The 5501-nt window shown below is 41.4% G+C and carries 6 protein-coding genes; 4 read left to right on the forward strand and 2 right to left on the reverse strand.

Annotation, left to right across the window (positions count from 1 at the left end):
• Positions 1–2075 (forward strand): hypothetical protein (locus VF500_RS07180; RefSeq protein WP_330859016.1); only part of this gene is annotated, 2075 nt, incomplete at its 5' end.
• A 582-nt stretch (positions 2076–2657) separates the two neighbouring features.
• On the opposite strand, the gene VF500_RS07185 is transcribed toward VF500_RS07180, so the two are convergent.
• Positions 2658–2843, reverse strand: a complete 186-nt coding sequence (locus VF500_RS07185) for a hypothetical protein (protein ID WP_330859017.1) — start codon at positions 2841–2843, stop codon at positions 2658–2660.
• Between the two features lie 168 nt (positions 2844–3011).
• Between VF500_RS07185 and VF500_RS07190 the strand changes: the two genes are divergently transcribed.
• Entirely contained in the window at positions 3012–3797 is a 786-nt protein-coding gene (locus VF500_RS07190; protein ID WP_330859018.1) for a mechanosensitive ion channel family protein, read from the forward strand.
• Positions 3798–3914: 117 nt separating this feature from the next.
• Positions 3915–4268: a nuclear transport factor 2 family protein gene (locus VF500_RS07195; RefSeq protein ID WP_330859019.1), complete on the forward strand. Its 354-nt coding sequence runs from the start codon at positions 3915–3917 to the stop codon at positions 4266–4268.
• Positions 4269–4451: 183 nt separating this feature from the next.
• On the opposite strand, the gene VF500_RS07200 is transcribed toward VF500_RS07195, so the two are convergent.
• A complete protein-coding gene (locus tag VF500_RS07200; protein WP_330859020.1) occupies positions 4452–4847 on the reverse strand; it encodes a helix-turn-helix domain-containing protein in 396 nt (131 codons plus the stop codon).
• A gap of 94 nt (positions 4848–4941) precedes the next feature.
• Here VF500_RS07200 and VF500_RS07205 point away from each other — a divergent pair, with 94 nt between their 5' ends.
• Positions 4942–5301, forward strand: a complete 360-nt coding sequence (locus VF500_RS07205; RefSeq protein ID WP_330859021.1) for a DoxX family protein — start codon at positions 4942–4944, stop codon at positions 5299–5301.
• The last annotated feature ends 200 nt before the right edge of the window (positions 5302–5501 follow it).

Genomic DNA, 5501 nt, shown 5'->3' on the forward strand with positions numbered 1-5501 from the left:
TAAAAACAAATTATAATATGAAAACCAATATTTACAAAATACTTTTAAGCTTTTTGATTTTGCTGTTGCCCTGCGGGCTTCATGCCCAACAGCCTGCTTTACCCCAACAAACAGACCGCTGGGCCATCCAGCCCGACGGAAGTATCAGGTGGACTATTAATGGCAGACTGCCACATGCAGATCATATTGAAATGTCGGGAGAAAAAGTCTCTGTTTGGGTTCAATACGGGTTAGACAGTGCCGGCAGGTCATCCGTTTCACGAACTGTGGTATTCCCTACATTCCGGATGTTGCCTGATGCCACCCGGAGCCACATTGATTATACTTTTCTGGATAATGAGTTGCCACGTTTTTTTATCAACAGCCGGCAATTAAAGACTGATCTGTCCGTCGGGAAAAAATCGGGTAACCTTACCTATAATATTAAAAGCATCAGCCACAAAGGTATTATGCGTATAGAGGCAATAACGACTAATCCGGGGTTAGTGAAAATAGACCGGAGCATCTTTCCTTCAGTGGATAAACCTATGGTTATCGAAAAGTTCGTGTTTACCAATACTACTGATAAACCGGTCAACATTTCCATGGAATCCCTGAAACGGGAGGTGAAAACGGACAGCATCACCAGTAAAGTGAGGCCGCACACGGTAATCATGGCATCTATCGGTGCCGGCAGCCGGGTGGTTCAACCGGGTGGGCATACTGCTTTTGCCGTTTATTACATGGCAACAGATTTTCCAGCCCAGCCTATTACCGTAAATGCAGATGCGGAAGAAAAAGCGCGTGAAAAACGCATCAATACTATTTTATCGCCATTGCAACTGCAAACACCTGACACCCTATTGAATACAGAGTTTAAATTTGCCAAGATCAGGGGAACAGAAAGTATTTACAAAACTAAGGTAGGCTATATGCATGGCCCCGGTGGGTTGGCTTATTATGCAGCTATCTGGGCAAATGATCAGGCTGAATATACTTATCCCTTCTATGCATTCCTGGGCGATAGTATCGGTAATCTCGCTGCCATGACATCTTATCGTTTGTTCGCCAGGTACATGAACCCGGAATACAAAGCCATCCCAAGTTCAATTGTTGCCGAAGGCGATGCTGTGTGGCAAGGTGCCGGAGACAGAGGCGACCAGGCTATGCTTGCTTATGGGGCTTCAAGGTTTGCGCTGGCTTATGGCCATCCTGATTCTGCAAAGGTATTATGGCCGCTCATCACCTGGTGCCTGGAATACTGCCACCGGAAATTAAATGATCAAGGTGTTGTCACTTCCAATTCTGATGAACTGGAGGGACGTTTCCCATCTGGTAAAGCCAATATACCAACAAGCAGCCTTTATTATGGCGCGTTAGTATCCGCGGCTAATTTGGGGAAACAATTGCATCAGCCTAAAGCGCAAACAGATGAATATTTAAAACAAGCCGCCGTGCTTAAAGTAAATATCGAGAAATATTTCGGAGGGAAGGTAGAAGGCTTTGAAACGTATAAATATTATGAAACCAATAATGTACTCCGTGCCTGGATTTGTGTGCCGCTTACCATGGGTATCTTAAACAGGGCCGAGGGTACGGTCAACGCCTTGTTTTCGCCAAGGCTATGGACGGCGGATGGATTGGCCACCGAGGCCGGTAAAGAAACATTTTGGGACCGCTCTACCCTATATGCGCTTCGTGGGGTATTTCAGGCTGGTAAAACAGAAAGGGCAATGGATTATCTGCGTTATTATTCGCGCAGAAGGTTGTTAGGAGAACATGTCCCTTATCCGGTGGAAGCCTATCCTGAAGGCAATCAAAGGCATCTATCAGCCGAGGGTGGTTTGTATTGCCGGATATTTATTGAAGGCGTGTTTGGGATACTGCCAACTGGTTTTAACAGCTTTGATTGTACCCCAAGGCTACCAAAGGGGTGGAATGAAATGTCCTTGAATAATATCCATTCGTTTGGGCATGTGTTCGATCTTAAAATATCGAGGTTAAATAATCGGAAACTAAATATTACTATTACCAAGGGCAGTAAAATAATCAAATACAAAATAAATGACGGTGGTACTCAAACGATAACTTTATAATGTTTTAATATTAATGGCACAACTATCGGCTGGTTAGTTCTTTAATGAAAATATTAATTATTTAAAGGTCCCTGATGTCATTAAAAATCGTAGATAGGGTCCGTTAGTATCTAACTACCGCTTTTTTTAGCTGCTGAATCTTCAGTGAAATTTGAGAACTTTTGTAGGGACATGCATGTACAACTGCTAATTGCCTTAGCTTTTTCAGGCGATGATTGGTATAATTAAAAAGCGGCCGGGGCTTGTAGCGTTTAGTATTTAAGGTTCAGATTAAAAAAGGGGTGATTTCTTAAGAAACCACCCCTTTTTTATGCCGTGGTATTCGCTTATCGAACGGGTAAGCTTGCCCAAAGTTTTAAAAGCATCGTCAATGCGGGTTGTCCACAGGGGGCAGCAGTTTATCCGCATAAAATTTTGAATTGGTTTATGGGCTTTATGTTTTTGTCGAGGCCTGCATGACCTTTGCTGGCAAGTGGAGTAATTACATTCTGCAATAATTGGAAATCACTAAGTGAACGCTTTTTGAGTAATTTTAAATCTTTGAGGAATTTGGTTGAGGTGACGATCTCGAACATGACCGGGTTAAATGCTTTTGAACAAATCGTCTACGTTTTTGAGTTTTTTCCCTTTGCGGTCTTTTAATTTGTACATAGCAGCAATGGTTTCCGTATTAGGTGTTTTGCTCTCTTTTGTTACACCCAATTCTTTAAGGATGTCCTTAACCAAACGTGTTTTATCGTCAGGAACTATTATCTTGAGTGTCTGCATATACAAAAAAAATCAATAATCAGTTTAGTTTATAAGTATCTGTCGTTGTTGTTTAGGTATGGTATAATCACCGAAGATAAAAACGTATATACCTATTAAAACAAACCCTTCCTTCATATATGCGTTAAGCTTTAGTCGTTTTTTATTCAGAAGCTAAACAATTGTATTATGAAGATAGAGAAGTTTTATGACCAGGCATACATTTGGATAATTCGTTACGCACCTAGTTTTTTGATAGGGTTATTGGTTTTATTTGTAGGCTTATGGCTTATTAACCTGCTGTTGAAATGGTGGCGGGGGCATATGGAAAAAAAGGAGATAGATCCTACCATAAAGCCATTTTTACAGAGCCTTGTGGGCGTGGTGCTGCGTGTATTGCTGATATTAGGCGTAGTACAGATCATGGGTGTTTCCATAACGCTTTTCACTGCACTGGTTGGTGCTTTTGGTGTAGCAGCCGGTTTGGCACTCTCGGGTACATTGCAAAATTTTGCCAGTGGCGTGTTGATACTGTTGCTTAAGCCTTTTGTTGTTGGCGATAACATTATTGCCCAGGGGCTTGAAGGGACTGTAATGGCTATCCAGATCTTTTATACCATTGTTAAAACTTTTGATAACAGGATAGTTATTATGCCCAACAGCAAACTATCAAATGAGGTGATCATTAACATCAGCAGGGAGGGGACCCGCAGGTTAGATATTGAATTGAAGTTCACCAATAATATCGACTTTAACGAGGTGAAGTCGGTCATCAATTCATCCATCGATAAATCAAAAAATATACTGGAAACGCCCGACCGCCGGATAGGCATAGCTGGGTTGGATGCCGACGGTTACCGCGTTGGAGTGAATGTTTGGGTTCATGCGCATGGTTTCCAGGATACCAAGCTGGCTGTTCAGGAAAATATTTTGCAGGATTTGAAAGTATCAGGGGTGAAAATACCGGGGATGTGATTTTTAACGATGAATTGTTATATCATTTCTATCTCATTCTTTGCGTATAATATGGAATGATGTTAAAAAATCGCATACTATTACCGCTTATTAGTATCGCAAACAAAATTTAAGAGAATGAACACTATACCAGAAATTGCCAATCGCTTAGCTTCATTATGTAATGAACTTAAATTTGTTGAAGCCTATACCGAATTATATGCTGATAATGCCGTAAGTATCGATCCAAATAATAAAAATGAACCTTTGATAGGCCTTCACAATCTGATTGAATATGAAAAACAATTTCTTGCAAAAGTAGAGATCCACGACATAAAAGTGTCTGAAGCAATTTTTGCAGGGAGTTACTTCAGTTTGATTTTTTCAATGAATTTCACAGTTAAGGAACACGGAAATAAAATGGTTGAGGAAATCTGCGTTTATAAAGTTGAAAATGGGAAAATTGTTAGTCAGCAGTTTTTTATAGGTTAATAAGCTGAAAACGTAGTACGGATATTCTTTGCCGAATATTTAGAATGGTATTTGCGGGTGCTTTTTAATTAGTATCAGTTCAGGGTGATATCACTAATTGATATTTATGAAAACCCAAAAGCGCCCCTGGCTTCCAGGTAAAGGCGCTTTGTATGGATTTGATTTCTATGTGACTGTACAAGGTTAAACCGCCACAGCTTTCCTTGCTTCGGCTTCATCGCGGCTCATTTGTTTAATATGTTCGCGGTGTTTCATGCCCCATTCACGCATTTCATTAATGACATTACCAAGCGAATCGGCATATTCCGTACGTTCATAAATCACAGTTACGGGCGTGGTATCATAAACCGTCCTTTTAATAAAACCGTTTAATTCAAGGTCACGAAGTTCTTTGGAAAGTACTTTAGGGGTGATGCTTTCCAGTTCGCGCTGAAGTTCCTTAAACCGTTTAGGGCCGGTCATTAAACTTACCAGCATAAGTAATTTCCATTTGCCGTTTACCACGTAAAGGGTATCACGTACTGCGTTTACAGCTGCATTGCAGGCTTCTTTTGTGTGAATGATTGGTCCGTTATTCATGCTCGCTATCCTCAACGATACCGGTATCCTTTAGGATAGTAGTATCTTTTTGATAGCAAAGGTAGTTAAGTTTGCGCAAAACAACCAACAACAAATGAAAACTACTAAGATCTTTTACTGGATACTGACAGCTATTGTAGCATTGATGATGGCTTTTTCATGTTACTCCTACTTAACAAAACCAGAAATGGCTGCTGCCTTTCACCACTTAGGCTTCCCCGATTACTTCCGTGTTGAACTGGCAATAGCCAAACTTATTGGAGCTGTAGTCTTATTAGCACCGGTAGGCGCGCGACTAAAAGAATGGGCCTATGCAGGATTTACCATAGTTTTTGTATCGGCTTTTATAGCGCATACGGTATCCGGCGACCCGGTAGCAAACCGCATTATGCCGCTGGTGTTTTTGGTGATTTTGGGTGGGTCGTATTTCTTGTATTATAAGAAACAACAGTAACTTGAGAGATGTATAGCTTGCGTCTTCGCCACGTCGTCATTGCGAGTAACCATCAGGGAAACCCTGAAAAAAACTGTGATGACGTATAAAACATATTTTAGCGACGGTGTGCGGGGGCCGCGTTAGGGATTGCAGTGAAAAGCCCGGAGCGTGCGCCGGGTTTGTGTGAAGGCAAAGCGAGGACTTGTAACGGAAAGCCC

Origin of the sequence: Mucilaginibacter sp. (assembly GCF_036383575.1) — a bacterium.
Taxonomy (GTDB): domain Bacteria; phylum Bacteroidota; class Bacteroidia; order Sphingobacteriales; family Sphingobacteriaceae; genus Mucilaginibacter.